Annotated in this window: 23 protein-coding genes; 9 read left to right on the forward strand and 14 right to left on the reverse strand. The window is 61.9% G+C overall.

Translation table 11 applies throughout. The annotated features are described in order from the left end of the window. Positions 1-77: 77 nt before the first annotated feature. Genes folE2 through QR290_RS00775 form a run of 6 tightly spaced genes read left to right on the forward strand, consistent with a single transcriptional unit; the run spans position 78 to position 5,289 of the window. Positions 78-974 (forward strand): GTP cyclohydrolase FolE2, encoded by an 897-nt coding sequence (folE2, locus tag QR290_RS00750; protein WP_289204108.1) that lies wholly within the window; start codon positions 78-80, stop codon positions 972-974. Then, entirely contained in the window at positions 971-1,639 is a 669-nt protein-coding gene (locus QR290_RS00755; RefSeq protein ID WP_115079761.1) for a metal ABC transporter ATP-binding protein, read from the forward strand. The genes folE2 and QR290_RS00755 overlap by 4 nt, the downstream gene beginning before the upstream one ends. Then, positions 1,639-2,505, forward strand: a complete 867-nt coding sequence (locus QR290_RS00760; RefSeq protein ID WP_039765042.1) for a metal ABC transporter permease — start codon at positions 1,639-1,641, stop codon at positions 2,503-2,505. The genes QR290_RS00755 and QR290_RS00760 overlap by 1 nt, the downstream gene beginning before the upstream one ends. 10 nt (positions 2,506-2,515) lie before the next feature. Continuing rightward, positions 2,516-3,391: a metal ABC transporter substrate-binding protein gene (locus QR290_RS00765; RefSeq protein ID WP_289204109.1), complete on the forward strand. Its 876-nt coding sequence runs from the start codon at positions 2,516-2,518 to the stop codon at positions 3,389-3,391. Then, positions 3,388-3,948, forward strand: coding sequence for a carbonate dehydratase (locus tag QR290_RS00770; RefSeq protein WP_115079763.1), 561 nt, complete (start codon positions 3,388-3,390; stop codon positions 3,946-3,948). The genes QR290_RS00765 and QR290_RS00770 overlap by 4 nt, the downstream gene beginning before the upstream one ends. A gap of 3 nt (positions 3,949-3,951) precedes the next feature. Continuing rightward, positions 3,952-5,289, forward strand: coding sequence for a dihydroorotase (locus tag QR290_RS00775; RefSeq protein WP_289204110.1), 1,338 nt, complete (start codon positions 3,952-3,954; stop codon positions 5,287-5,289). A gap of 45 nt (positions 5,290-5,334) precedes the next feature. On the opposite strand, the gene QR290_RS00780 is transcribed toward QR290_RS00775, so the two are convergent. Continuing rightward, positions 5,335-5,853, reverse strand: a complete 519-nt coding sequence (locus QR290_RS00780; protein ID WP_289204111.1) for a DUF3617 domain-containing protein — start codon at positions 5,851-5,853, stop codon at positions 5,335-5,337. A gap of 146 nt (positions 5,854-5,999) precedes the next feature. Between QR290_RS00780 and cls the strand changes: the two genes are divergently transcribed. Further along, positions 6,000-7,439, forward strand: a complete 1,440-nt coding sequence (cls, locus tag QR290_RS00785; protein WP_289204112.1) for a cardiolipin synthase — start codon at positions 6,000-6,002, stop codon at positions 7,437-7,439. A gap of 2 nt (positions 7,440-7,441) precedes the next feature. Here cls and cfaB read toward each other — a convergent pair whose 3' ends face one another. The 5 genes from cfaB to hflK (QR290_RS00810) all read right to left on the reverse strand — a co-directional run bounded on the left by cfaB (position 7,442) and on the right by hflK (QR290_RS00810) (position 14,755). Next, positions 7,442-8,629, reverse strand: a complete 1,188-nt coding sequence (gene cfaB, locus QR290_RS00790; RefSeq protein WP_289204113.1) for a C17 cyclopropane fatty acid synthase CfaB — start codon at positions 8,627-8,629, stop codon at positions 7,442-7,444. A gap of 177 nt (positions 8,630-8,806) precedes the next feature. After that, positions 8,807-10,714: a heavy metal translocating P-type ATPase gene (locus tag QR290_RS00795; RefSeq protein ID WP_289204114.1), complete on the reverse strand. Its 1,908-nt coding sequence runs from the start codon at positions 10,712-10,714 to the stop codon at positions 8,807-8,809. Beyond that, positions 10,711-11,769 (reverse strand): protease modulator HflK, encoded by a 1,059-nt coding sequence (gene hflK / locus QR290_RS00800; protein ID WP_289204115.1) that lies wholly within the window; start codon positions 11,767-11,769, stop codon positions 10,711-10,713. Before hflK (QR290_RS00800) ends, QR290_RS00795 begins: the two co-directional genes overlap by 4 nt. Beyond that, on the reverse strand, positions 11,766-12,812 hold the full coding sequence (gene hflC, locus QR290_RS00805; RefSeq protein ID WP_045121726.1) for a protease modulator HflC: 1,047 nt from the start codon (positions 12,810-12,812) through the stop codon (positions 11,766-11,768). The genes hflK (QR290_RS00800) and hflC overlap by 4 nt, the downstream gene beginning before the upstream one ends. Continuing rightward, entirely contained in the window at positions 12,809-14,755 is a 1,947-nt protein-coding gene (gene hflK / locus QR290_RS00810; RefSeq protein ID WP_289204116.1) for a protease modulator HflK, read from the reverse strand. Before hflK (QR290_RS00810) ends, hflC begins: the two co-directional genes overlap by 4 nt. A gap of 210 nt (positions 14,756-14,965) precedes the next feature. On the opposite strand from hflK (QR290_RS00810), the gene lpdA reads away from it, so the two are divergent. Next, entirely contained in the window at positions 14,966-16,366 is a 1,401-nt protein-coding gene (lpdA, locus tag QR290_RS00815) for a dihydrolipoyl dehydrogenase (protein WP_011336663.1), read from the forward strand. Between the two features lie 37 nt (positions 16,367-16,403). Here lpdA and QR290_RS00820 read toward each other — a convergent pair whose 3' ends face one another. Then, entirely contained in the window at positions 16,404-16,877 is a 474-nt protein-coding gene (locus QR290_RS00820; protein ID WP_007954205.1) for an Lrp/AsnC family transcriptional regulator, read from the reverse strand. A 144-nt stretch (positions 16,878-17,021) separates the two neighbouring features. On the opposite strand from QR290_RS00820, the gene QR290_RS00825 reads away from it, so the two are divergent. Beyond that, entirely contained in the window at positions 17,022-17,651 is a 630-nt protein-coding gene (locus QR290_RS00825; RefSeq protein ID WP_289204117.1) for a LysE family translocator, read from the forward strand. Here the strand turns inward: QR290_RS00825 and QR290_RS00830 are convergent. From QR290_RS00830 to QR290_RS00860, 7 genes are read right to left on the reverse strand one after another with little or no spacing between them, the layout of a single operon-like run. After that, positions 17,648-19,786, reverse strand: coding sequence for a hypothetical protein (locus QR290_RS00830; protein ID WP_289204118.1), 2,139 nt, complete (start codon positions 19,784-19,786; stop codon positions 17,648-17,650). The genes QR290_RS00825 and QR290_RS00830 overlap by 4 nt on opposite strands. Then, the gene (locus QR290_RS00835; RefSeq protein WP_289204119.1) at positions 19,773-20,966 is read right to left on the reverse strand and encodes a DUF3142 domain-containing protein; all 1,194 of its coding nucleotides are present in this window, start codon (positions 20,964-20,966) and stop codon (positions 19,773-19,775) included. Before QR290_RS00835 ends, QR290_RS00830 begins: the two co-directional genes overlap by 14 nt. Before the next feature lie 48 nt (positions 20,967-21,014). Continuing rightward, on the reverse strand, positions 21,015-21,833 hold the full coding sequence (locus QR290_RS00840) for a class I SAM-dependent methyltransferase (RefSeq protein ID WP_289204120.1): 819 nt from the start codon (positions 21,831-21,833) through the stop codon (positions 21,015-21,017). Beyond that, positions 21,827-22,981, reverse strand: coding sequence for an acyltransferase family protein (locus tag QR290_RS00845; RefSeq protein WP_289204121.1), 1,155 nt, complete (start codon positions 22,979-22,981; stop codon positions 21,827-21,829). Before QR290_RS00845 ends, QR290_RS00840 begins: the two co-directional genes overlap by 7 nt. Next, the gene (locus QR290_RS00850; protein WP_289204122.1) at positions 22,978-23,874 is read right to left on the reverse strand and encodes a class I SAM-dependent methyltransferase; all 897 of its coding nucleotides are present in this window, start codon (positions 23,872-23,874) and stop codon (positions 22,978-22,980) included. The genes QR290_RS00845 and QR290_RS00850 overlap by 4 nt, the downstream gene beginning before the upstream one ends. Continuing rightward, positions 23,871-25,175: a glycosyltransferase gene (locus QR290_RS00855; RefSeq protein ID WP_289204123.1), complete on the reverse strand. Its 1,305-nt coding sequence runs from the start codon at positions 25,173-25,175 to the stop codon at positions 23,871-23,873. Before QR290_RS00855 ends, QR290_RS00850 begins: the two co-directional genes overlap by 4 nt. Then, positions 25,169-26,716 carry a glycosyltransferase gene (locus QR290_RS00860; protein WP_289204124.1) on the reverse strand — a complete coding sequence of 516 codons (1,548 nt, stop codon included), beginning with the start codon at positions 26,714-26,716 and terminating at the stop codon, positions 25,169-25,171. Before QR290_RS00860 ends, QR290_RS00855 begins: the two co-directional genes overlap by 7 nt. Positions 26,717-26,859: the final 143 nt, after the last annotated feature.

Genomic DNA, 26,859 nt, shown 5'->3' on the forward strand with positions numbered 1-26,859 from the left:
CCTGTTCATGAAAAAGGCATCGTGGTTTGAATTGTTATAATGTAACATCAAATTCAATCACCATGATGGAACAGCTCATGAACGCGCTGACTTTGCCGGATGTCGCGGCTCAAGCCGCCCGCCAGGCCCTGCCTCTCGAATGGGTGGGGATGTGCGGAATCGCCTTACCTGTGTTTATCGAAGGCCAACGCCTGGCTGCCAAAGCGGATGCGGGTGTCAGTCTGGATGATGGAGATGCACGCGGCATTCACATGTCGCGACTGTATCTGGGACTGGAAACGCTGGAGCAGCAGAACCTTTCACCTGCTCTTCTGCGACAAGTTCTGCAGCGTTTTCTCGACAGCCACGAAGATCTGTCCGAAGCCGCCTATCTCAATATCCACACCGATTTACTCCTGAGAAGACCCGCGTTGGTCAGTCCTTTGGCAGGATGGAAAACCTATCCCGTCACTGTCTCAGCCCAGTTAAAAAACAAAGTGTTCCACGTGGAACTGAAAATCGATGTCGCGTATTCCTCAACTTGCCCTTGTTCCGCAGCATTGGCGAGGCAGTTGATCCAGCAACAATTCGTCGACGACTTCGCCAACAAACCACTGCAACACGCCGATGTGTTGGCGTGGTTGGGTTCGACCCAAGGCATCGTGGCCACACCACACAGCCAACGCAGTACCGCCCAGTTGCATTTGCACCTGGATGAATTTGTCGACGAACTACCGCTGACGTCCATCATCAACGACGCCGAAGCAGCCCTCGGCACCGCCGTGCAAACCGCTGTGAAACGCGCCGACGAACAAGCCTTCGCCCTCGCCAACGGCCAGAACCTGATGTTCTGCGAAGACGCTGCCCGCCGCCTGAACCTGGCACTGCGTTGCTCACCCGGTGTCAGCGAATTCCATGTCCGAGTCAACCACGCCGAAAGCCTTCATGCTCACGACGCCGTAGCCGAGAGTCATTGGCGCCGGGAGCAGCCATGATTCGCTGCCACAACCTGAGCTGGGGAATACCCGGCCAACCGCTCACTGCACCGCTCAATCTGAGGTTTGAAAGCGGCAGCCTGACGGCAATCATCGGCGTCAACGGCAGCGGAAAAAGCAGCCTGCTCAAAGTCATCGCAGGTTTACAGCGACCGTTGGCCGGCAAAGTCGAATTGGGTGTTCCACGCCAAAGCGGTTTGTCCTTCCTGCCTCAGCAACAGCATCTGGATCGACAGTTCCCGATCAGCCTTCAGGAATTAGTGGCTGCCGGTTTCTGGGGACGCCGACTGTCATCGCAACTCAGGGCCCAACGTCTCGAAGCTGCGCTTGAGGATTGGCACCTCAGCGGACTGGAACATCGTCCCCTGATGGCCCTCTCCGGCGGGGAACTGCAACGCGCCCTGCTCGCTCGACTGAGTCTGGCCGACACACCGTTGCTGCTGCTCGACGAACCCCATGCCGCGCTCGACGAACTGGGTCAGACACTGTTGTGGCAACACTTGCACGCCTGGCATGAACAAGGACGAACCCTGGTCGTGGTTTGCCATGACCTTGCCGCTGTGCGCCAACACATTCCACAGACCTTGCTGATCAAACAGAGCGGCTGCGCATTCGGCAGCAGCGCCGACCTCATCCAGCAAACGCCTCATACGCAGGTGGCCTGATGCTCACGCTCAGCCATTTATGGCAGCCGTTCCACGAGTTCGTCTTCATGCGCCGAGCCCTCCTCGGCGGTCTGGTATTGGCGTGCAGCACGGCACCACTGGGCGTGTTTCTGATCCTGCGCCGGATGAGTCTGATCGGCGACGCCGTTGCCCACGGCATCCTCCCCGGCGCCGCGTTGGGGTTCTGGTTCGCCGGACTGAGTCTTCCGGCGCTTACCCTCGGCGGCCTTGGTGCCGGTCTGAGCATGGCCGGACTCGCCGCGTGGATCACCCGACGCACCGGCCTGCGCGAAGACGCCAGCCTTGCCGCGATCTATCCCATCTCGCTGGCCAGCGGCGTGCTGATCCTGGGAATCGCCGGCAAACGACTCGATTTGCTGCACCTGCTGTTCGGCTCCGCACTGGCGGTGGATGGGCCGACCCTCAACGGCATGTTGTGGGTATCGGCGCTAAGCCTGATGGCCATGGCGCTGATCTACAAACCGTTGCTGCTCGACACGCTTGATCCGTTTTTCCTGCGCACGGTCAGCCGACTCGGCCCCGTCGCCCATGGCGTGTTCCTGACGCTGGTGGTGCTCAATCTGGTGATCGGCTTCCAGGCGATCGGCGCCTTGATGGTAGTCGGCCTGATGATGCTGCCCGCCGCCGCTTCACGCTTCTGGAGCCGACGCCTGCCGATCCTGATTGCCATCGCCGCGCTCATCGGTTGCGCATCGGTATGGCTCGGCCTGTTGCTGTCTTTTTACTACTCGCTGCCCAGCGGCCCGGCCATCGTGCTGGTCGCCGGTGGCGGCTACCTGTTGTCCGTGGTGTTCGGACCGGTTCACGGTCTGTTGCGCCGCCCGCCTTTGCTCACATCCCAATGAGGTGTTCCCGATGCGCGCTCTACTCGTGCTGTTCAGCCTGATGCTGTCGATGTCGTTATCGGCGGCGGAAAAACTGCCGGTGGTCACCAGTTTCAGCATCGTTGCCGACATGGTGCATCAGGTCGGCGGCGAGCATATCCAGATCACCAACATGGTCGGCCCTGACGCCGATGCCCACACTTACGAACCCACTCCGGATGACGCCAAGGCCCTGCTCAAGGCGAAATTGATCGTCAAAAACGGGCTGGGTTTCGAGCCCTGGCTGGATCGGCTGGTCGCCAGCACCAACACCAGAGCTCCGGTGATCAGCGCCAGTCGCGGCGTGATTCCGCGCTCGCTGGATGAGGACGGTGAAACCGTTCCCGACCCCCACGCCTGGCACAACCTGGCAAATGCCGAGCTGTACGTCGCCAACATCACCAAAGCGCTGATCGCTGCTGACCCGGCAAACAAAGCCGACTACGAGCGCAACAGCCAGGCCTACCTGAAACAGATCTACGCCCTCCTCGCCCAAGCGAAAGCCAAGCTCGGTTCACTGCCACCGGGCAATCGCAAGATCGTCACCAGCCATGACGCCTTCGGTTATCTCGGTCAGGCCTACGGCATCGACTTCATGGCGCCACAAGGTCTGTCCACCGAACGCGAACCCTCCGCCGCCGAAGTCGCCGCGCTGATCACCCAGATTCGCCAGGCCAAGGTCAAAGCGGTGTTCATGGAAAACATCAAGGACGCACGCCTGCTGAAACAGATCGCCGACGAAAGTGGCGCACACATCGGCGGCACGCTGTACTCCGACGCCCTCGCCGCCAGCGGTCCGGCCAGCACCTTCACCGGTCTGTTCGAATACAACCTCAACACTCTTTACCAAGCCCTGAGCCAACCATGATCCGTAAAAATCCTTCCGGTGATTTGCCGCAGATTGCCGAGTCTGCTTACGTCGATAAGACCGCGATCATCTGCGGCAAAGTGGTGATCGGCGAAAACGTATTCGTCGGCCCGTACGCGGTGATCCGCGCCGATGAAGTGGACGCCACCGGCGAGATGGAACCAATCACCATCGGCGCCAATTCGAATATCCAGGACGGCGTGGTGATCCACTCCAAATCCGGCGCGGCGGTAACCATCGGCGAATTCAGCTCGATCGCCCACCGCTCGATCGTGCATGGCCCGTGCAAGGTCGGCGACCGGGTATTCATCGGCTTCAACAGCGTGCTTTTCAACTGCGTGGTCGGCAACGGTTGCGTGGTGCGGCACAACTCGGTGGTCGACGGCCGCGATCTGCCGGACGCGTTCTACGTGCCCTCCACCACCCGTATCGGCCCGGGCACCGACCTCTCGCAATTCCCGCCGGTGAGCGTCAGCGCTTCGGAGTTTTCCGAAGACGTGGCGCGCACCAACGTCGACCTGGTGCGCGGTTACAAAGCCCTGCAGAACGAGTTCTGAATCATGAGCAGTGTGCTGATTCGCAATGCGCGGTTGGTGAACGAGGGTCGTGAATTCGACGCCGATCTGTTGGTCAGCAACGGGCGCATCGTCAAGATCGCCCGCAGCATCGAAGGTGAAAACGCGACCCGGGAAATCGACGCCAACGGTCAATGGCTGCTGCCGGGAATGATTGACGACCAGGTGCATTTTCGCGAGCCGGGTGCGCCGGCCAAGGGCAGTATCCACACCGAGTCCCGGGCAGCCGTGGCCGGTGGCATCACCAGTTTCATGGACATGCCCAACACCAACCCTGCCACCCTGACCCTTGAGGCGCTGGCCGACAAAAAGCGCCGGGCAGCGATCAATTCGGTGGCCAACTACGGTTTTCACTTCGGCGTCAGTCACGACAATCTGGACATCGTCGCAGCACTCAATCCGAGCGAAGTGGCCGGGGTCAAAGTGTTCATGGGCGCGTCCACCGGCAACATGCTGGTGGACGACCCGAACACCCTCGAGCGCCTGTTCGCTGAAGTGCCGACGATTCTGCTGGCCCACTGTGAACACACGCCGAGCATTGAAACGAATGCCACGAGTCTGCGCGAACGCTTCGGCAACCAATTGCCACCCGATGCTCATGCGCTGATCCGTAATGCCGACAGCTGCTTTCGCTCATCGTCTCTGGCGGTGGATCTGGCCCGACGTCACGGCACTCGTCTGCACGTCCTGCACCTGACCACGGCCCGCGAGCTAGCCCTGTTCGAAGACAAACCGCTGACGCAAAAACGCATCACCGCCGAAGTATGCCTGCACCATTTACTGTTCGATGACCGTGACTATCCGAACCTCGGCAACCTGATCAAATGCAATCCGGCGATCAAGTCCCAGAGCGATCGTGACGCCCTGCGCCAGGCACTGCTGAGCAATCGGCTGGACGTGATCGGCAGCGATCATGCACCGCACACCTGGGCGGAGAAACAGCAAGCATATGAACAGGCACCGTCGGGACTGCCACTGGTGCAACACGCGCTGCCGGCGTTGTTGGAACTGGTGGCGGATGGCGTGTTGCCGATCACCACGCTGGTGGCCAAGACCAGCCACCGGGTGGCGGATCTGTTTGCCATTCCGGATCGCGGTTACTTACGTGAGGGGTATTGGGCGGACCTGGTGCTGGTGCAACCGGAGCCCAAAGGTGTCGCGGTGTCACGCCAGCCAGTTCTGTCGCAATGCGGCTGGACGCCCTTCGCTCAGCGCAACTTTCGGCATCGGGTCAGCACGACGATGGTGTCGGGGCAGATCGCGTGGCATGACCAACGGATCCATGACAACTGTCAGGGATTGCCGCTGCGGTTCATGCGCTGAATAAAACCGCCTCCACTTGATGTGGAGGCGGTTTGGATTTTGACGTTACGCTCTCGGTTTGACCGAGCCGCAATCCTGACCCAGCCAGACTGCCCGGGTTTCCAGACTGCCCTTCTGGTTGATCCCGATGGCATTGAAGGTGCCGTTGGCGACGGTGGTGAACTCGCGGTCACTGAGGAACGTCGCAACACCGGTGCCCTGGGCTTTCGGGCAACTGAAGCGGAATTTCCACTGGTTGCCGACACGCTCGGTGATCTGCTGTTTGCACCCCGACTGCGGGTCCGCCAGCGGAATATCGTTGGTCGCCACCTGCTGCGGCGTCAGGCAGGCGCGGATGCCCTTGCCACCGATGTTGATCCCCTGCTTCTCCAGTTCCGCCCGCTGCTGCGGGGTGATCTGGCCCTGAATCTGGCCGAGGATCGATTGCACATCCATCACCTGATCATCGACCTTCACATTGCTCGACGTCATTTCCCACAACCCCGGCTGCAGCATTTGCGCCTGAGCAACCACCGGCAAGGCCAAACCCAGGCCCAGCGCCAAACCCAGCAGACGAACGTTCATTGAAAAACTCCTGATCAGTAGTGGCCGTTAGACGCCGGCCGTCTGTTTCGGTTCATGGCGGGCGCTGGCGGCTTGAAAACAAATAGCGACAATCGCCCTGGAACATGGTCTGTTAAGCATTGAATCTTCAGGAGCAAGGTTGCCCCATGGATTATTTCGGACCGCACATTTTCGGTTATCTTATCGCCCTGATACACACCCTCGGCTCGATCGCCGCGATCCATGCCGTATTGACCGTACGCACAGCCCAAGGCTCGATCGCCTGGGCGTTGTCGCTGATCTTCATTCCCTACCTCACCCTCATCCCTTATCTGGTGTTCGGCCGCAGCACCTTCGATGGCTACATCAAGGCCCGCCGCCAGGCCAACGAACAGATGCGTCAGGCGATCTCGGAACTCAACTGGCGGCCGTGGGTGGAAGAAGCCCTGACCGCCCGCGCCTCGAATGCTTATGACTCGTTGCGCGCAATGCCGAAGCTGGGGCGCATGCCGTGCCTGGCCAACAATGAAGTGCGATTGCTGATCAACGGTGCCGCCACCTTCGAGGCGATTTTCCACGCAATCGACCAGGCGCGGGTAGCCGTGCTGATCCAGTTTTTCATCATTCACGACGATCGTCTCGGCCAGCGCCTGCGTGACCTGCTGCTGAAGAAGGCGGCCGAAGGCGTGGTGATTCATTTGCTCTACGACCGCATCGGCAGCCACGCCCTGCCTCACAGCTACATACAGGCGCTGCGCGACGGCGGCGTCGAGGTCAAGGCGTTCGCCACCCGCAGCGGCTGGCTCAATCGTTTCCAGGTGAATTTCCGCAACCACCGCAAGATCGTGGTGGTCGACGGGCTGATCGGATTTGTCGGCGGCCACAACGTCGGCGACGAATACATGGGTGAAAAACCACCGCTGGCGCCGTGGCGCGACACCCACGTCCAGGTGCGCGGCCCGGTGGTGGCGTGCATGCAGGAGTCATTTGCCGAAGACTGGTTCTGGGCCGCGCGATCATTACCGCCGCTGATCCTTCCGGACGCTTACCCGGAGGACGGCGTGCTTTGCCAATTGCTCGCCAGCGGCCCGGCGGATGCCTACGAAACCTGCTCGCTGTTCTTCGTCGAAGCCATCCACGCCGCCACCGAGCGCGTATGGATCACCAGCCCCTACTTCATTCCCGACGAAGCTGTGTTCGCAGCATTACGCCTCGCGGTGTTGCGCGGAGTCGACGTGCGCCTGTTGCTGCCTTCGCGCCCAGACCACCGCATCGTCTACGCCGCCTCCAGCCTTTACGCGTTCGAAGCGGTACGCGCCGGCGTGCGAGTATTCCGCTATGAACCGGGTTTCCTGCATCAGAAAGTGGTGTTGATCGACAGCGAGATCAGCGCCATTGGCAGCGCCAATCTGGACAACCGTTCGTTCCGGCTGAATTTCGAAGTGATGCTGCTGACCGTCGACAGCGAATTTGCCGCCAGCGTGGAAGAGATGCTCAACGACGACTTCGCCCAAGCCTACGAGGTCGCCAAAGAAGAAAGCCGGGAGATCCACCGCCTGCAACAGGTCGGCATGCGGATCGCCCGGCTTATTTCACCGATTCTCTAGGTTCAAGGGTTGTAGATGTCGTCCCTCGTCCACGGCAGTTCATGACTGCCGTCGGCATGGGCCTTCACGGCAAGGATCTGATGCAGATTGATCCAGCCGCGAGCAAATGCATAAGCGCAGCCCGCCAGGTACAGACGCCAGATACGCAGCGCCTGATCCGGCACCAGTTTCGCGGCGGCTTCAAGATTGTCCTCCAGCCGTTCGCTCCAGTGGTCCAGGGTGCGTGCGTAATGCAGGCGCAGACTCTCGACGTCGACGATCTCCAGACCCGCTTCGCTGATCTCGGCCGAGATCATCGCCAGGTGCGGCAGCTCGCCGTTGGGAAACACGTATTTCTCGATGAAATCCCCGGCGCCACGCCCGACCGGACGGCCATCGGTGTGCTTGGCGGTGATGCCGTGGTTCATCACCAGACCGCCCTCTTTCACCGCGCCGAACAGGGTTTTGCAGTATTCGGCAAGATTGGCATGACCGACGTGTTCGAACATGCCGACGCTGACCACTTTATCGAAACGCCCGTCCTGGGGCAGATCGCGGTAGTCGAGCAGTTGCAGTTCGATCTGCTCTTCCAGCCCTTCGGCTTTCACTCGTTCCCGGGCCAGAGCCAGTTGCTCCTTGCTCAGAGTGATACCGAAGACCTTGGCGCCAAACTCGCGGGCGGCATACCGCGCCAGCCCGCCCCAACCGCAACCGACGTCCAGCAGATAGTCGCCGGGCTGCAGACGCAGCTTGCGGCACAGGTGCCGGAATTTGGCTTGCTGGGCTTGCTCCAGGGATTCGCTGCCGGTTTCGAAATACGCGCAGGAATACGCCATGTCGCTGTCCAGCCACAGCTGGTAGAACGCGTTGGACAGGTCGTAGTGATAGGAAATGGCCTTGGCGTCGGTTTCCTTGTCATGGAGCGTGCGCACCGGCTGACTGTCTTCGTCCTCATCGAGCAGCGCCGTGCTCAACTCATCGCACACCCGAATGACCTCGCTGATCGAACCTTCCAGTTCGAGCTTGCCCTCGACGAACGCCGCCCCCAGCGCGTCAAGACTTGGATGGGTCAACTGGGACACCATCAACGGGTCCTTGACCACGATGGTGACGCTGGGCGTCGGGCCCAGATTGAATTCATGGCCGTCCCAGAGTCGCAGGCGAAGTGGAAGCTGCAGATTCTGTAAGGCCGGTGGAAGTTGCGCGAGCATGGAATATCCCCCTGGTTTCAGACGTCTGATCTGAGGGTAGACCATCCTTGAAAATTAGCAGGCTATCGATTTGATAGTCGCCGACTATCAGCCACAGCGGCTGTCACCGCGCTGTCATCCTTGGTTCAGTGCGCCTTCTCAAATGACTGCGAGAGCGGCGCACAGTTCGAAAAATGATCAGTCCGACGCTTTCAGCTTCAGCAGCGGTTCCTGAAACCGCAGCAGGCGACCGGCATTGCCCAGTACCAGCAACGTGCTCAGGTTGTGCAGCAATGCAGCGATCATCGCGCCCGCCGCACCGAGCCACCCGAAAGCCGCGAACACCACGATGGCCAGCGTCCAGCCTAGACCGATGATAACGTTCACTTGCAAGGTCCGTCGGCACTGACGACTCAGGCGCACACAAGTGCCGAGCCGACGCAGGTCGCTGCCGATCAGCACGATATCGGCGGACGCCAGCGCAATGTCCGCGCCGCCCGCTCCCATCGCCACACCGACTACGCCCGCCTTGAGCGCCAGCGAATCGTTGATCCCGTCACCGACCACCATCGGCCGGAAGCCGTTATCGATTTCCTTGAGCACCCGGTTGAGTTTGTCTTCGGGCAACGCCTGGGCTTCGACTTCGTGCAAGCCGACATCCTTGGCCAAGGTTTGCGCGACGCTTTGCCGGTCGCCGGTCAACAACAGTTGTCGTCCCAATCCGAGGTCACGCAGTTCATTCAGCGCAAATCGCGCTTCCGGTTTGACGGTATCGGCCAGCAACAGCCAGGCGAGGAATTCGCCGTTCAACGCCAGCCCGGCAATCGGGCCATCGTGTTCGGGAATCGCCGTGGTCGAGATGCCCAACTGCGCAAACAGCTCCGGGCGACCGAGTGCGGCCTCGCCTTGCTCGGTTTTGGCCACTACGCCCAACCCCTGTCGCTCATGAATATCGGTCAGCACCAGCACCTGTTCCGCGCTGACCAGTCCTGCCAGCGCGCGGCTGACCGGATGGCTGCTAGCCGCCCCCAGGCTCGCAGCCAGAGCCATTACCGACCCGTGATCCGCTCGCGGGCTGTTGATCGACTGCAAGCGCAGCGTGCCGTAAGTCAGGGTGCCGGTCTTGTCGACCACCAGCGAAGTGAGATCGGCCAGTTCCTCAAGGAACGCCGAACTGCGGATCAGAATCCCGTGCCGCGCCGCCACCGCCACCCCGGCAATCGCCGTGGCCGGCGCTGACAACACCAGAGCGCATGGGCACGCCGCGACTAGCACCGCGAGCATCGCCTGTGCATCTTTGGTGATGAACCAGGTCACCGCCGCGAGCAACAACACCAGCACCATGTAACTGCCGGCATAACGTTCGAGCAAACGAGTAATCGGTGGCTTGGAGCGTTCGGCGTTCTGCATCAGTGCGATGACCTTGCCGAGGGTCGATTCATCCCCTGTACGGGTCACTTCAATTCGCAGCAACCCATCAAGGTTGATCGCGCCGCCGAACACCGCCATGCCGACACCCGCCTCCACCGGCACCGACTCACCGGTGATCGACGCCGTATCGAGGCTGGCCTGACCGGACAACACCCGACCGTCCGCCGGCACCCGATCCCCGGCGCGCACTTCCACTTTGTCGCCGGCCTTGAGGGTGCCGTTGTCGACTTCGATGATCGAGCCATCCGCCTGCACCTTGCGCGCATGGCTGCGCGTGAGTTGGCCGAGGGCATGAATCGCTTCCTGGGAACCGATCACACTACGCTCCTCCAGCACGTGACCGAAGATCATGATGATCGGCAACAGCGCGGCCGTGAGCAGATCGCCCGTGGCCCAGGCCCCGATCATCGCCAGAGCGATCAACTGATCGGTGATGCCGTGCAGGCTCGGATACCGCAGGCTGAACCACGCCGAACGCATCACCGGCACCGAGACTAATAAAGAAGCGAATCCGAGCAGCAACTGACTGACGCCGGTTTGCTCGGGCATCAACCAGCGCCAGATCAGCCCAAGACCGAGCATGCCGAGGGCGAGCATCGCCAGGGTCAACTGGCGCGCTGCGCGGCGTTGTTCGGCCGAGGACAACAGGCTCGGAGATGAGGTGGTGGCAGTCATTTGCTGGCTCCCTGAATGATCAGGCGTGAATCGTCTTTCGGATCGACTGTGGTCACCGAACCAGCCTGCCCGAGAATCTTCGGCATCCGCTCGCGGTACAGACGCAACAGCATTTGCGGGTCCGTGCCTTGCTGTTGCGCCTTGGCCAGGCTCAACACCGTCGCCGTGTCGGCAGAGGCTTTGGCCAGCCGCTCACCGGCCTGGGCATGGGCGACTTGCAGCGTGCGGTCGGCCTGTTCGTTGGCAGACTGGGTGAGTTTTTCGGCCTCGGTGCGGGCGTTGGCGACCGCTTTGTCGGATTGCTGGCTGGCAGTGAGGACAGCGTTGAACGCACTCACCGCCGGCTCCGGCAGACTCGATTGCACATCGACCCGAGCCACTTCGATGCCGATGCCCTGCCCACTCGCCTTCAACTCGGCCAGACGTCGGTTGATGCCCTGCACCAGATCGCCACGCAACCGTTCGCGACGTTCGGCGGCCTGATTATCAGCGCCGATCAGCTCCGGTCGAGCCACCAGAATGGTGTCCAGATCTCGCGCTGCCGTCAGCGCTACCGCGCTTCGCGTTACCAATCGATCCAGCGCCGGCAGCACATGTTCGCCTTGCAGTACGAAGTCATAGGGATCGGTGACCTTGTAGAACACCCGCACATCCAGCTGCACCACTCCGGCATCACCGGTGAGCAAATAACCGGAGCCGGCCAGTGCATCACTCAGCGGCGTGGCGAAGGTGGCGACGCGATCCGCCTGCAAGGCCTGATCGCTGCGCAGCAGATTTTCCACCCGGCGCTCAATGACCCGATCCGCCGCCGGCAATAAAACTACCTGCTCGAACGGCTGCGGCCAGGCCAATAACAGGCCGGCATTCTGAATGCGATCCAGCGCTCCGAAGTGCAAAACCACCGCGCGATTCTGCGGGTCGATCTGGCGGACATTGGAAAACGCCCAGGCCAAAGCCGCGAGCACAGTCACCGCGTACAGCGCGAAAAAAGCCAAACGCCCCGCCTGAATCCACGGACTGTTCAGCGAATGTGTTCCACGTGGAACTTCATTCATGGCTGCGATCCGCTTTTGCTGTCGAGATTCGGCGGTCCGTCGACCAACACCCGGAATGGCGCGGCGTCGGTGCGCAGGATCAGTTTGGTGTCTGGCGAAACGATGGTGCCGAGGGTGTCGAGCGAACGCAGCAAGTTGTACAGCTGCGGCGAACCGGCGTAAGCACGTCCGTAAATCTGCGCCGCTTCCACCCGCGATTGAGCTTCGATATCGGCGGCTTTCACCGTGGCATCGGCTTGCACGATGCGTGCATCGCGTTCGGCGGCGGAGCGGATTTGCGCCGCTTCACGCTTGCCGATGGCGGTGCGTTCGGTGGCGATGGTTTCGCGCTCGGCGCGCATCCGGTCGACCGTTGCGGTCAGGGTCACTGATGGCAAGGTCAGCCGTTCGATGCCCACCTGCACCACGCGCACGCCGTAAGTCGCGAGCAGTTGCTGATCGATTTGCTGACGCAACTGCGCTTCAAAATCGGCGATGCGAACCTGACTGGCATCGGTGTTCACCAGATTGGCCAGATCGAAACTGCTGGCCGTGGTTTCCAGCGCCGAGCCGACAAACGTCCGAATCTGTCGCGCCGCTTCATCCGGCTGATTCTGCACGGCGCGCATGAAGCGTTGCACGTTGTCAGGATCGCCCTGCACCTGCCAGGCCACATACGCCTGAACGATGATCCGCAAACCGTCGCGGGTACCGACGTCCTGCAGGCCGCTGGAGGTCGTGCGCAAACGCAGATCCACCGGAATCGCTGCTTCAAACGGCGCCGGCCAGCGCCAGCTCAGACCCGGCTCCAGCAACACGCGGGATGGGTTGCCGAACCGCGTGATGACCGTGGCTTCACCGGAGCGCACTTGCACCAGGCTCGCCGCCGCGATGGCGAACGCCACCAGCAACGCTGCCCAGCCCATGCGCTTCCACGGAAAAGGCCCCGCCTCCTCCGGCGCACCGTGGTGATGGTGATGATGCCCGTGATGGTGATGACCGCCGCCATGAGCATGATCGTGGCCGCTGTGGTCATGGTGATCGTGAGTGTGCGACTGGCTCAATGGGTGGCTCCTGGCTGAGCGGTGGTGCGCGCCGGATCTGCCGGCAGCGTGAACGTACGCAGGTCGATGGTCGGTGCGTTACTGCTGCCGCCCAGGCGATGGTCGAGTACCAGCAGTTTGGCTTTGCTCAAACCCTGGCTGAGTTGGCTGAGGTATTGCTCCAGCACGAAGGCCTGGCCGGCGCTGGCGTAGGCCTTCTGTTCGGCGCTGAATTTCAGATCCGCCGCCCGGGCGGTGGCGTTGATTTCATGGGCGTTGGCACTGGCCTGATCCCGAGCGAGGCTGGCCTGCAACTGCGCCTGGTTACTCGCTTCTGCAGCGGCGCCCCGCTCACGGGAAATCAACGCCTGAGCACCGATCTGCGCGGCTTGCACGCTGTGATAGGCATTGGCCGCGCCTGCCGGCGGGTGAATCGCTTCGACCACCGTGGCGAGAATTTCCACGCCGCTGTCGAGCTTCTGCAGATCGCTTTGCACGGCGCGGCCGATTTCTTCGGCGAGCCCGGTTCTGTCCTCACCGAGCAAACCGTCGAGGGTGCGCGAGGCAAAGTCATGCACCAGAATCCGGCTGGCGGTACTGCGGATCAGCGTCGGCACATCGGCACTGTTGTAAGTGGCGGCCAGCGCGGCTTGATCGCTCAGGCCGATGCGATAGACGAAGCGCACGTCCATGTTGACGATCTGAAAGCTCTGCTGATCGCCCCGGCTGCTGGCGATAACCTGAGACTTGTCATTGACGTGACTGGCGTCCCACAAACGATTCGCGGTGAGTGGCGCCGGACCTTCTGCCGGATCCAACTGCACGGGTGCCGGGTTTTCACCGACGCTGGTCGCCAGTTCATGCACCACGCCATTTTCAACATTCAGCACACGCCCCAGCGGCCAAGGCAAACCGGCGTGTAAACCCGGCCCGAAAACCTGCACCGGTTTGCCGAAACGCTCGTAAATGCCACGGCTTTGCATCGGGATTTCGTGAAGGCCGGTGAGCAACCAGCCCACCGCTGCCACCAATACCAACACCGGCAAGAATGCGCGGCGCATATAGCTGAAGGCCCAGATCTGGCGCAGATCGATACCGAAGCGATTATGCAATTCATGCTGCAACGCAAGCAGAGGTTGTGGCGGCCAGCGCAGCAGATCGGCAACAAAACTGCGGGCCAGCAACACCGGCTCGAGTTGTTCTCGGCGCGGGCTGAACAGCGACAGCAGCGCACGCGACAGCAATTCCAGAGCGACCAGCCCGGGCAGGATGCCGATCAACACTGCCAGACGCACCGGCCAGATCGCACTGTCACTGGCGAACAACAGACACAACGCGCCCAGCACCAGACTGATGATTGCCACGCGCGTCAGTTGCGCCAGCGCCCCGGCCTCGGGCCACTGTGCCGGGTTTTCCTGCGCCAGTTGCCGCTCCAGCACCAGCAGAGCGAACGCCAGCAGCAGAGCTATGGCCGCGCCGACCGTGGCGGACAACCCCACACCCGCCGCCGGCAGCGTCAGATTCCACATTTGCTCGATGCTTAACAGCACCAGCACCGACCACCCGCCGAGCCACAACGTGGCCGCGCCGATCTGCCCGAGCAGGTTCAGACTGCGCTGACTCATGCGATCCAGCAGGCGCTCGTACCAACCTTCCGGCGCAGGTTCCTCAGCAGCCATCACCGGCACGACGGGGTTGATCACCCGCGCCCGCCATTGCGTCACCCACCACGCCGATTGCAGCCCGGCGACCAGCACCAGCAACGCGGCGCTCTGATTGACCAGCAGTGCGGGCCACAACGATTGCGGGGCAAAAAGATCGACGAAAAACGCCAGCACCCACCCTGCCCCGGCCAACACGCCCAGACCGATCGCCAGGCGGCGCAAACGCCGGCCCTGCGTCGCCGCTTGCTGAAAGCGCGGCAACCCGGTCACCGGCGTGCCTTCATCCAGATCGACTTGCATATCCCCCCACAACCCTTGGCTCACTGCACATATCGTTACGATATAACGAAAGTCGTGAAATATTTGTACTCATTTGCGCCATTCAAAGATGCGCAACCTGTCGCTTGCCTGAAGCCTTGACCGAAATGTCTGGAAACGCACATATTACGTTCGTAATTTTCAGTGCGAACTACTTTTACCGATCCGCATCCTTCAGCCAGGAGTAAGAGCATGAGCAACTATGACGTGGTGATTCTGGGCGGTGGCCCCGGCGGTTATAACGCAGCGATCCGCGCCGGCCAGCTGGGCCTCAAGGCCGCGTGCGTCGAGGGCCGCGCCACGCTGGGTGGCACCTGCCTGAACGTCGGCTGCATGCCGTCCAAGGCGCTTTTGCATGCGTCAGAACTGTACGAAGCGGCGCTGGGTGCGGAGTTCGCCAATCTCGGCATCGAGGTCAAACCCACGCTCAACCTCGCGCAAATGATGAAGCAGAAAGACGAAAGCGTGAGCGGCCTGACCAAAGGCATCGAATTCCTATTCCGCAAAAACAAGGTCGACTGGATCAAGGGCTGGGGCCACATCGACGGCCCCGGAAAAGTCAGCGTGACCGGCGATCAGGGCAGCCGGATCGAACTGACTGCCAAGGACATCGTCATCGCCACCGGCTCCGAACCCACTCCCCTGCCCGGCGTGGAAATCGACAATAAGCGCATCCTCGACTCGACCGGTGCGCTGTCCCTGAGTGAAGTGCCCAAGCATCTGGTGGTCATTGGTGCGGGCGTGATCGGCCTCGAACTTGGCTCGGTCTGGCGCCGGCTCGGCGCGCAAGTGACGGTGGTGGAATACCTCGACCGCATCTGCCCCGGCGTCGACGGCGAAGCCGGCAAGACTCTGCAACGCTCGCTGAGCAAACAGGGCATCAGCTTCAAGCTGAGCTCGAAAGTGACCAGCGCCACTTCCTCGGCCAACGGTGTACAGCTCAGCGTCGAACCCGCCGCTGGCGGCAGCGCGGAAATCCTTGAAGCCGATTACGTGCTGGTGGCCATCGGACGTCGCCCGTACACCCAGGGCCTGGGCCTGGAAAACGTCGGCCTGAGCACCGACAAACGCGGCATGCTCGCTAACAAACAGCATCGCACCGAAGCGCCCGGCGTGTGGGTGATCGGCGACGTGACGTCCGGGCCGATGCTCGCGCACAAGGCCGAAGACGAGGCCATGGCCTGCATCGAGCAGATTGTCGGCAAGGCCGGTGAGGTCAATTACGACCTGATTCCCAACGTGATCTACACCCGCCCGGAGCTGGCCAGCGTCGGCAAGACTGAAGAGCAGCTAAAAGCTGAAGGCCGGGCGTACAAGGTCGGCAAATTCCCGTTCACCGCCAACAGCCGGGCAAAGATCAATCACGAGACCGAAGGCTTCGCCAAAGTCATCGCCGATGAGCGCACCGACGAAGTCCTCGGCGTGCACCTGGTCGGCCCGAGCGTCAGTGAAATGATCGGCGAGTTCTGTGTGGCCATGGAATTCAGCGCCTCGGCCGAGGACATCGCGTTGACCTGCCACCCGCATCCAACCCGCTCCGAAGCGTTGCGTCAGGCGGCGATGAATGTCGAGGGGATGGCGACGCAGATGTAAGCACTGTGCGAATACTTCCCGCGCAATGCGGGAAGTATCAGGACGGCAGATGCCCCAGCGGCAACGCGCCGGGTGTCTTCACCGTGTGGATCGCAAAATTGCTGCGGATGTCGCTCACCCCCGGCAGCTTCAACAGGCAACCGGTGAGAAAACGGTCATAGGCGCGCAGATCCGGCACCACCACTTGCAGCAGAAAGTCCGATTCCCCGGACACCAGAAACGCCGAAATCACCTCCGGCAACGCCGTCACCGCCCGGTGGAACGCCTCGGCCTGTTCGTCGTTGTGGCGCTCGACCTTGACCCCGACAAACACCGTCAGCCCCAACCCCACTTCATCACGATCCAGATTGGCCTGATAACCGCGAATCACCCCAGCCTCTTCGAGCATCCGCACCCGGCGCAGACATGGCGATGCCGACAGACCGATCTCGTCGGCCAACTGCACATTGCTCAGACGCCCGTCCCGTTGCAGCGCGGCGAGAATCTTGCGGTCGAAGGCATCCAGTTTCATGGTTGGCAGATCCTGATGGTTTATGCGGTGAAAGAGCGCAGATTATGCCAATTCAGAGGCCTTTAGAAGCTGATTACGCAACCACCTGCCCTGCCCTTCGGCCCTAGACTGAGGCGACCGAATCGACAACGAAAGGGGTGCGACATGGCGAGTCTCTGGCTGTTTTTCCTGGCCTTGGCGGTGGTCTATCTGCTGCCCGGTCCGGACATGATCCTGCTGTTGCAGACCGGCGCCCGCCAGGGTCGCGGCGCAGCGATGGCCACGGCGGTGGGCCTGGCGATTGCCCGAGGTTGCCACGTCGCGTTAGCCGCGTTGGGGCTGGCGGCGCTGTTCAAGGCCGCGCCGTGGACGTTCGATGCCGTGCGGATCGCCGGGGCGGCGTACTTGCTGTGGATCGGCATTCAATGCCTGCGCACCACGCTGCTGCCGGATCTGAACGTCGGCACCGTGACGGACAGTCATGCGCAGTGGTACGCAGCCATCCGTCGCGGCCTGCTGACCAATCTGCTCAACCCGAAAGCACTGCTGTTCTGCTCGGTGTTGCTGCCGCAGTTCATCGTGGCGAATGGCGCACCGGTGCTGACCCAGTTTGCGCTGCTCGGCGCGATGCTGGTGGGCGCCGGTCTGTTGTTCGACAGCGCCTACGCCCTGACCGGCGCCGCGCTAGGCCGCTGGCTGAAACACAGCCCGACGGCCCAGCGAGTGCAACAGTGGCTGTTCGGCAGCCTGTTGATCGGCTTTGCCGTGCGCCTGACGTTCGTCCAGCAGGCTTAGGTTTTGCGGGCCTTGCGCTGGCGGCGGGTGATCAGCAATAACGCCACCGCGGTGAAGGCCACGATCGCTCCAATCTGCACCGGCCACTTGTACGGCCGCAGTGTCGAACGCACCGAATCGGTCACCTGAGTGACATAGCGCTTGTCGGCATTTTCGAAGTCCGGATAAGGGCATTGATGGCCGAAATCCACGGCCCACAGTACGTACGGCCCTTCGTCGACATAGCGTTTGTACAAGGCGCTCTGCTCTTCGAGGCTGCTGTTCCAGCCCGCCGCCGAGCACAATACGGCAGCGAACGCCTGACTGGTATGCGGCAGATTATCCGCCGCACGGCTGGCCAGCGCCGTGGCGACAAACCGATAGTGATAACGCTCGTCCGGCTGCGCTTCACTGGCCTTCTGACGTTGCACTTCGGCCTCGCTGACCAGCGGCCCGACTTTCAGCTCGGTGTTTTCCAGGCTGTAGTTGCCGCCGAAGGTCGCGTAATCCGGGGCCATTTCGTAGCCCAGAATGTCCATGCCCCACTCACGGGCCGTCCACGCGGCATTGAACAGCGCGCTGGCACGCTTGGTCGGCCACCACGCCTTATCGGCTTTGAGGCGTTGCTCGCCATAGAGTCTGGCCTTGTTCTGCAGATCGGCGCTGTCGAAATAACCGACCGCTTCTTCGTAATGCCCCTCCCGCAACAAGCGCCGACCCAGTAGATTGCGCAGGCTGGCGGCCACCGGCAGCGGCACGTAATTGTCGCGATCCTGCTGGCTCAGCGCGGGTGGCGCCGGCACGTTGGTATCGACATAGTTTTTCAGCTCCTCGACCGTCAGCACCCGCTCGGCCACGGTCGCGGCGTCGAACCAGTAAATGTGCTGGCTGCGATACAACTGATCGAACGCCTGCAGATACTCGCCACGTTGCAGCGCCAGAATCGCGCTTTCACCCTCGACCCGGCATTTCGGTTGAAGGCTTTCGAGATTCCAGTCGGCAGTGCGCCGCTCGCCCCAGGACTCATGCTGCGGGAACGCTTGCGCGGCTTTCGCATAGGCCGCGGCAGCCGCGTTCCTGTCACCATCGCGCACAGCCAGTTTCGCCCGCAGCCACCACGCCAGGCCACTGTCACCGGCGTGTTCGAGGAACGCCTTGGCGCTGGCGTAATCGCCCTGCTGATAATTCATCGCCGCCAGGCGATCTGCGTTATCGAGGCTGCCGCGCGTGCTCGCTTGCAGGGCCTTGACCAGCTTCTTCTCGTTCGGCGGCTCATCGCCGAACGACCAACCGATCCGGCTGATCAGCGAGGCGGTCACCAGTTGCTGCACGGCTTTGCCACGCAACAACTTCTCCAGCCGATCCTCGGGCCCTTCGGCCAGATCGTTCATCAACAGCTTCAGCGAGGTGTAGCCGACGTTCGAACCATGCAGGTTTTGCGCGGCGTAAAGTTCGATGGCCTTGTCCCAACTGCCCGCCGTGCGCAGCGCTCGGGCTTCTTCGCCGAGGCTGGCCACGCCGAGTTCCAGCGGATCGCTGAAACCGTCGATGCTCAGTTGCCGCGTCTGACGGAAAGCTTCGATCGCGCTTTCCAAGGCTTCGAGCGCATCGCCCGCTTCGCTGCTCATGGCGAAGAACGCCCGGCCCAGTGAATAAGCGGCCCAAGTGCTGCGCAACGCACGTTGATCGGCCGGCAGCGCCAGCAACTGACGGAAATACTCGACAGCCAATTGATGGTCACCGGCGCCGAACGCCACAGCGCCCGCCACATACAGACGCAGTTCCGCCGGCAGGCTCGCGCCCTGCACTTCAACCTGACGTGCATCGGTCAGGCTGCGCAGTTGTTTGACCAGCGCTTGCTGTTCAGGCGTCAGGCCGATCTGCTCGGCCTTTTCGCGCACCTCGGCGGGTTCCGGCGCCTCGGCGTAGATGTCATCCGGATTGTGGGTGGCGGCGGTGACGTTTTTCAGCCCGGCAATGGTTTTGCCGAGGCGACTGATCTCGAACCTGAAGTTGCCCTCCGGCAGTTCCGCCAGCGATTGCCCGCGATCGTCGAGCAGACGCATCGGAAAATCCGGGCCGCAGGCCAGCGCCGAACCCAGCGGCAGGCTGAGACTCAGGCAAAGCAGATGGCGGGGCCAGTTACGGGTCAACATGCGAACCTCCTTGATCAATATTTGCGCAGCGTGCCCAACCGATCGCACGCTGCCCGCCCGCCAGCAATCGGCCGTTGCGCAGGCGGGTGAAGGTAAGCAGATCCGCTGTCTGTTGCAACGCATAACCGGCGAGCGCGTCGGCGCCTTCGCAGCCCCGGGCCTTGATGATGATGCGGGCGGGCCAGGCGCTGTCGAGGTTGCCGACGTTACGCAGGGCGATGTCTTGCAGGCCGTTCTGTTCGGTGAACGTCAGGCCGAGCTGGCTACTCAATGCGTCGCCTCGGGCGACCGCGCGCAGCGTGCTCAGGCTCCAGGCTCTGCGGTCGTTGGCCAACGGCAGCCGAAACCAGATCAAACCGGCCAGATGCGCCGGGCGATCTTCGCGTAATTCATTGGCCAGTCGGCCCAGTTGTTGCGGATCGGCAAGCAATTCCCGTCGCTGGCCACCGCGCTCGAGCGGCACCTCACTTTCCACCACCGGAGCGCCCTCGGCATCCGCCAACAACGCCACGCCATAGGCCGGTAGCGCCAGATAAAACGGTTTGTCGGTCGCCCGCCCCCAGGCCTTGGCCCAGCGCTGTGCCTGCTCGGGATCGAACAGACCGCGACGCGGATCACTGACGGCGTGCACCTGCAACACGCTGCTGTCGACGATCGCCAGTAGCGCCGGTAATTGCGGGCTGTCGAGCCAGACAGGCAACGCGGTGATGCTCAAAGGCAGGTTGGCCGGCAATGCGCCGCGCAAGTGAGTGAGGAATTCGGTATAGGCCGACAGTCGGGCACTGCCGGCGTCATGGTCGATCTCGATCCCGGCCAGCGTGAGCCCCTGCCCTTGCCAGTCGGCAAGTACTTGAAGGATTTGCGCCGTGACCGCTTGCGTGTCTAGCGTCTTGAGCTGGCCGTCGAGGCGAATTACCGCGATCAACGGCCGCGCATCGCGTTTCAGCAACAAAGAATCGACGCGCACCCGACTCCATCCGGCATTCGGGAAAGCCTGCAACGCCAAGACTCGCAAAGTCGAAAAATCGCTGCGACTGTCGTTCAGGGCGGGTTCATGGGCCGGCGTCCATTGCCGTTGCCAGACATAAAGCTGCTGATCGAGCGGCACTGCGTCCTGTCGTTCACAAGCACACAGCAACAACACAGCCACCAGGGCTGACCACCCGATGATAAAGCGCATACCTTGCAGATCCCTGAGACATCAGGCTGCAAGGTTACACAAAAGCGCTCAGGGCTTGCGGGCGATGATGACCTGACTTTTCGCCACCACCGCATCCAGTGCCTGCTTGATCTGCGCGCCGCGCGGCGAGTCGAGCACCGCTTGCCAGGTCTCGGCCCAATGGTTGAGCAGCGGATGATCCGGGTTGCTGAATTCGACCTTCGCTTCCCAGAACAACATCATCCACATCGACCAGTAAAAGCCGTACTGGCTATGGCTGATGATCTCGAGTCCCGCCTCGCTGACCATCGCCTTGAACTGCTCCTCGCTGATGATGCGAATGTGGTTGGGCTTCTGGAAATACTCCGGCGCGGCGATGTCCTTTTGCAGGTCTTCGGAGCTGGGGTGCGGCACGCTCAGCAAATACAGCGCACCCGATTGACCGACGCGCACCAGTTCGGCAAGGAACTGCGCCGGATCGTCGACGTGCTCGATGACTTCGGTAGACACCACGCGAGTGGCGGTGCCATCGGCGATCGGCAGCGGATTGCAGTCGGTCACATGGCATTCGACGCCACGCGCCGGCGTATCGCTCAGGCGCTGGCGGGTCGCTTCGACCTTGGCGCCGTCGATGTCGGCAATGATGATCTTCGCCCCGCGCATGCCGCAGAAATGCACGTTGCCACCGTCGCCACAGCCAACGTCGAGCAAAGTGTCATCGGCGGTCACCGGGAAGCCTTTGAACAGCTCACCGGTTTCCTGGTTGAACCAGCCACTGAGCATCGCGTCGTGCAGGCCGAGCATATACGGATCCACCTTGTCGGCGATCGGTGCGACAGCTTGTGCGGGGGCCGGAGCCGCCGTGAGTTTTTTCAGAAGGCTCAGCATGAGGTGGCTCCAGAGGACGAGACGACGGTTCGCGAAGTGCCGAGGCGTTTCACCAGCGTGGCGCCTCGATTGCGCATGGGCATTTCGATAAAGCGGTAATTGAGTTCGCTGAGCAGCACGATCAGGCCACCGGCGATCAGCAGCGTCACGATCGGATGCCCCGCCGGGCTCGGCAGACCGGCGCTCTGCAAACGGAAGGTCAATTCCCGCACCAGTTGATAGGCCGGAATGTGGATCAGGTAAATGCCGTAGGAGCGGCTGCCGATCCATGCCATCAGTCGTTGCAGGCCACCGGCCGGCAGCAGGTAATTGCGATCGTACGAAGCAATCCACACCAGCATGGCGCTGAGCACGGCGATAGACCCGATGCGGTAACCGGCAAAGGTGAAACGATCGGTGGCCATGAAGCTCAGCAGCGCTCCAAGACCGACCAGCGCGCACAATCCGGCCCATGGCCGACGCAGGAATACGGGCTCCCAACGGCGGTAACCCGGCTGCATGCTCCACATCGCCAACAGCACACCCAGCGCCAGCGCATCGGTACGGATCACCATCAGCAGCGGCGTGCGCACGGTGAACAACTGCACCGCCACCAGCGCCAGCAATGCCCACACCAGATGCTTGCGGCACAGCAAGATCAATAGCGGGAACAACAGGTAGAACTGCTCCTCCAGCGCCAGGCTCCAGTAGACGAAACTGCTGCCGTATTCGTAATGAAAGAACGCATCGGCAAAGCGGAAATTGGCGTACTGCAGCACCCCGGCCAAAGTGGCCTGGACATTGGCAGACCACGTGCCAAACGCGCCTGACCGATTCAGAAATACGCACGCCAGCAGCATCAACGCCAGCCACAGCCAGGCTGACGGCAAGAGACGAAACACTCGGCGCAGCCAGAAGTTGCGCGTCTGCTCCCAGTATTCCTGGCGATTGCTGCAACCACGCAGCGCCGGGATCAGGCTGCGGGCGATGACAAACCCGGAGATGGCAAAAAACAGATCGACGCCCCACCACGGTTGCGCAAAGGCATGGATCCTTTCAAGCAGCGGCACCGGGTCGGTGAACAGACTGCCCTGCAAGTGATGAAACAGCACACCGAGTACCGCGATAGCGCGCAGGACTTCGATGTCCATGATCCGCTTGCCGCTCATGATACACGTCCTGTATCGAGCGGTTTGCGGGCAATGATCACCTGACTCTTGGGCATGAACCGGTCGAGCATCTGCTTGATCGCCAAGCCATCGGGCTGCGCCAGCAAGTCCTGCCAGGTTCTGGCCCAACTCTCCATCAACGGTGGATACGGCGCCTGGATCCGGTCGCGCACGGCACCGCCGAGGTCACGGCCGGCAGCCCGTTCGCTGGCCCAGAAAAAGATCATGCCCATGACCCAGAAAAAACCCGTGGCCTGACGATGCTCGATCACCAGACCGGCATCCTCTACCAGTGCCGCGAAGCGTTCCGGGGTGAAGATCTGCACATGATTGGGTGACTGGTAATAACCCGCCGGAGCAATGCCTTGCTGCAAATGCTCGCCTACCGGCGCCGGCACACTGAGCAGATACAACGCGCCGGGACGGCCCATGCGCACCAGCTCGGCCATGAACGGCTCGGGCTGGTCGATGTGTTCCAGCACTTCCATGCATACAACCTTGCTCGCACAGCCATCGCTCAGCGGCAGCGGCAGGCTGTTGCTGACCAGACCGAGACTGGGCTTGCGGCTCTGCGCTTCGACTTGCCGGGCGAGGTCGCGTACCTTGTCGTGCTCGCTGTCGGTAAAGACCACCGACGCGCCCTGGCGCACGGCAAACAATGTCGCCACGCCCTCGCCACACCCCACGTCGAGCAAGGTGTCGTCCGCGTCGATGGCAAAGCCCTTGAGCAACTCGCCACTGTCGCCGTGAAACCAGCCGTCGAGCATGGCATCGTGCAGGCCGACGTCTCGCGGCGAAACACTGGCGGCCAGCGGTTCAGGCGCAGCAACCGGCGAAGAGACCGGCACCGATCGCGCAACCGGACGCAGACGCCTCAGCAATGTGCGGATCATGTGCCTGTGGCTTCCGTTGCAGCGACAGCGCGAGATTCCTGCACTTGAGCAAGGAAATCGCGCAAACGCTGCTCGGCCACCGCCTGACTGCAGAACGCCTGGAGACTGGCAACGGCCTGCGCCGACATTTGCGCATAACGCCCGGGATCGTTCTTCGCCACCTCATAGCTGTTGCGATAGGCCACACAGACCGACGCCCAGTTGGTCATGTAGCGCAACGTGCGGAACGCCTTGCGCGGATCGTGAGGCCAGGCGGTGAGTTCATCGGTGGACTCGACCAGGAACGCATTGTCGGTGCTCAGGTAATCGATCATCGCCGTGGTGCGCGGCGCCACGGCCGGCTTGCCGCAGGACATGAATTCCATCAACGGCAAGCACTGGCCCTCGCCGTAGGAAGTGTTCACCACGTATCGGGTGGCCTGCACCAGACGCTCGTAGTCCGCGTCCGCGAGGTAGCCGTAAATCAGCACGATGCGGCAGCGGTAGGACTGGTTTTTGTACAGGTGATGAAGAATGTCGCCGAGCGCTTCTTCGGCATCGTGGTGCGTGAGCTTGAGTACCAGCGTCGCGTCTTCGACCTCGCGAAACGTCACGCAGAATGCACTGAGCATGTCTTCCCAGTTCTTGCGTCCGTCACCGGGATTGAACACCGATGTGTAGACGATACCGTCCAGCAGCAGCTCCTGCTCGCGCACCGGCGCCTGGAAATCGATACCCTCGCCACGGCGCAAATGTTTCGGGCCAAACGCGTCGAGATCGAGCTGACGACTGTCGGCGACCAGCCCCTTGATCGTCAGTCGCACCGGTCCGGTCGAAGACTGACCCTGAAGCTGCGCGCCCCGGGCTGCGAAGCGATCCCACACCGGTGCCGGGACCGCGACAATCGGGTAATCGGCGCCCATGGCCTCGCGCACCGCGTTGACCGTGTAGCTGGAATGGGTGATCGCCGCGCCACAGGCCTGCAGCACCGTGCGCCAGTCATTGCGCGGCTCGTTGTCGAAGGGTTCGTTGGGAATAGTGCTGAATTCCCAGGCGAACACCGGCAGCGTCGGACACGCCAGGTGAATCGGCGTGCGGTGCGGCGGCGAGAACGAGAGAAACACGCAGGGCTCGCCACGGGACAGGCATTCCAGATACAGCGCGTCGACTTCGCGCGCCGGGTCGACGACTTCCACCACACGCCCAAGGCGTTCGAGCACCGGCCGGTATTCCTTGAGCACGAAGTAATAGCTGTACTCCGACCGCCCCAGGTTCTGCGCGATGGTGTGCTGGTTGGTTTCCGAGTGAATGATGATCAGCATGAGGCGTTGTCCGTCACGGGGGCAGCATCGGCAGCCAGCGGCACGAGACCGAAAAAATCCGCCATGCGCCGCTGCACCGGGGCGAACGCGCAGTAGTCGTGCATGCGTTCGACAGCAGCGGCAGACATGCGCGCGTATTCCTGCGGCTGCGCCTTGGCCATCCGGTAGCTGTTCTCATAGGCGCGTTTGAGCGAAGCCCAGTCCGGGCGATAGCGCAGGGTGCGGTAGATGATGCGGGTGTCCTGGGGCCAGATCGTCAGCTCTTCGCTGGACTGCACGACGAAGGCCACCGTGTCGTCGATGTAATCTTCCATCGCCGTGTGGTCCGGGGCGATCACCGGTTTGCCGCTGGACATGAACTCCATCAGCGGCAGGCACAGGCCTTCGCAGCGAGAGGCGTTCACGTAAAAACTGGCGGCCTGGTAGAGCCGCGCGTATTGCGCGTCGTCCAGGTAACCGTGCATCACCAGCACCCGGCAGACGAACGGTGTCAATTGCGCGAGCAGGGTCATCAACTCGCTGTAGTAGGACGCCAGATCGTTCTGGGTAATCTTCAGCACCAGCGTCGCGTCAGGCGTTTCGCGAAAGGCCCAGCAGAACGCGGTGATCAGGTGGTGCCAGTTCTTGCGGCCGTCTTTGGGGTTGAACACGGTGACATAGACCACGCCTTCCACTGCGGCCTCGACTACCGAGGAGGTGTCCGGCAAATCCAGCGGGGGCGGCTCGACCACCGCCACCGCATGCGGAGCGGCGATGGCCGGGAAACGTTTTTCAAGCCAGGCGTGTGCGCTGTCCGACAGCAGATCCTGCACACCTTCCCAGTACCAGTGGTGCAGGTATTTCACCCGTTCTTCACCCGCGCCCAGCATCCACAGGCGCAGATAATGACGAGCAATGACCAGGCGTCGTTTGACCGTCAGCGGTGGCGGGCGCAGCGCCTCGATTTCAGCCAGTTGCTCGGCAGTCAGCGGTTTTGGCAGCAAGTCATCGGCAGACAGTCCCAGCGTGCGGCTGTCGAAAATGCAGCCCTTGATCGCCAGCGTAGCGCCGGGATTGATCGGCGCACTGACATGTTGCTCACGAATGGCGGCGAAGTTTTCCCACAAGGGCGTCGGCAGCACGAGTACCGGAAAGTCCTCGCCCATGGCGCGGCGGATCGCGCGGGCGGTATGGCTCGACAGCGTAATGACCCGCCCCTGTCGTGCGAGCATCTGCGTCCAGTCGTGGCGCGGATCATCATCCCACGACTCATCGGGGATCGAATCGAACTCCCATGCGATCACGCAGATCGTCGGGCATTCAAGGTCGCTCGGCGTATTCTGTGGCGGTGTGAAGGACAGGAAAACGCTGCTTTCCCCGGCGCCGAGCAGTGTTCGATAGAGCGGATCGACCTCGGCGCGGCTGGACACCACATGCACCCGACCCAGGCTTTCCAGCACCGGGCGATAGGCCTTGAGCACGAAGTAGTAGCTGTATTCGGGACGCCCGAGACTCTGGCTGATGGAGCGGTCGTTGACGTCCGAGTAGAGAATGAAATTCATGGCATCCCACGGTGAAACCGCCATCCCGGCCGCTTCACGCTATGACGGCCGAGCGTCGGATCGAACCGGTATCAGCGGTGTTCGTCCTGCGTCATCGGGCACGTCTCTGTTCTTGTTTTAATGTTCGGTTTTACCCTGTCGCA

It is taken from the genome of Pseudomonas fluorescens, assembly GCF_030344995.1.
In the GTDB taxonomy this organism is placed as follows: Bacteria; Pseudomonadota; Gammaproteobacteria; order Pseudomonadales; family Pseudomonadaceae; genus Aquipseudomonas; species Aquipseudomonas fluorescens_BF.